This window comes from Methanoregula sp. (assembly GCF_002835825.1).
Lineage (GTDB): Archaea > Halobacteriota > Methanomicrobia > Methanomicrobiales > Methanospirillaceae > Methanoregula.
The window spans coordinates 1-1,414 of sequence record NZ_PIZH01000534.1 but is presented as its reverse complement, the minus strand read 5'-3'; the positions used below and the strand labels follow the sequence as shown (position 1 = coordinate 1,414).

2 protein-coding genes are annotated in these 1,414 nt (G+C 57.5%); both read right to left on the bottom strand.

Annotation, left to right across the window (positions count from 1 at the left end; translation table 11 throughout):
• A partial coding sequence (locus CW742_RS13050; protein ID WP_292421066.1) for a hypothetical protein occupies positions 1–664 on the bottom strand: 664 nt, incomplete at its 3' end.
• 81 nt (positions 665–745) lie between these two features.
• Entirely contained in the window at positions 746–1,351 is a 606-nt protein-coding gene (gene hisH, locus CW742_RS13045) for an imidazole glycerol phosphate synthase subunit HisH (protein WP_292421065.1), read from the bottom strand.
• Positions 1,352–1,414 lie beyond the last annotated feature (63 nt).

Here is a 1,414-nt window from a genome sequence, read left to right as displayed (position 1 = left end):
TAGTTGCAACAGTCGGGGCAACAACGGTGAAGGATTTGCTCCCCACATATCCCTTGGAATCTGAGAACTCGACCGTATAATCGCCGCCGCTTGTCACCGCTACTTTCTGGGTGAAGATCCCGGCACTGTTCTTGATATTGTTCTTTGTCTGGATCCACTGGGGACCGTAGATCCGCCCGTCAGGGCCATTGACCTCGATCTGGATCCCGGAACTGCCGCCGTTCTTCAGTTCGCCCTCGATCCGGAGCGCGTCTTTTAAGTCCTGCGTCACGGGCGAGGTGATCTCGATCTCGTCTGACCGGTCGATGACCTTGATCAGCTGCATGGTCGTTGAATCGGACCGGAGCCGTGCTTCATCGGAACCAGTATACTGCATCTCGGCTTTGTACGTGCCGCCCGGCAGGCCGGTCGTATCGACAATCACGTACTGCGTCCTCTGGTCGGACTGGATGGTGACTGACTGTTTCCGGATCTGGGTCGTGGTGTACCCGGACTGGTACAGGACAAGGTTGAAGGTTGTCCCGGGCGGGAAATCGCTGTCTATGCTGCACTTGAGGGAGGCCCCCGCCGCGACCTCTTCACTGCACTTGAGATAGAGCCCGTACGCGGAGACCGGGCCCACTATCGCCAGAAGGAAAAGTGCGATGAGAAGGATCCTTTTCATGCCTACAGGATCTTTTGTGTGGCGTTAAATGCTTATCTGTATGAGCCAGGTGCCCGGGGCTAACCTCCCCACAATCGCGGTTCAGACCAGTCCGGTGAAATTCTCAAGCATCCTTAAGCCTGCAGCTCCGCTCTTCTCGGGATGGAACTGGACGCCATACACATTTTCCCGGAAGACGGCCGATGCAAACGGGCAGATGTACCCTGTCGTTGTCAGGGTGTACTCGGGAGTTGTGTCCGCGTAGTAAGAATGGACGAAGTAGACGCTCTCGTCCGGCCGGATCCCGGTAAGGAGTGGGTTGTCCGGTTTCTCCAGCGCAAGAGTATTCCAGCCCATGTGGGGAACCTTGAATCCTGCCGTCTTCGGGAAGCGCCTCACATTGCCCGGAATGAGCCCGAGCCCTTTGTGGAATCCGTGCTCCTCACTGGTCTCAAGGAGCATCTGCATACCAAGGCAGATCCCCAGCAGCGGAACTTCCCGCGAGGAGGAGACAACTACGTTCTGAAGGGTTCCGAGTTTCTCCATTGCCTCGCGGAACGCCCCGACGCCCGGAAGGACGAGGCCATCCGCAGCCGCGATCTCCTCCGGATTGCAGGTTACAAGGACAGATGCCCCGGCCTTCTCCAGCCCCCGCATGACACTCCGCAGGTTGCCGACACCATAATCAATAATGGCTATCCTGGTCATTGTCCTCCGCCCTGCCTTCTTTTAATCTCCATCGCCCGTCCGTTATCCATGCTGCCGGAAGTC

Excerpts from the sequence above, each read along its gene's own strand:
- hisH (WP_292421065.1), bottom strand. The coding sequence starts at position 1,351 with ATGACCAGGATAGCCATTATTGATTATGGTGTCGGCAACCTGCGGAGT.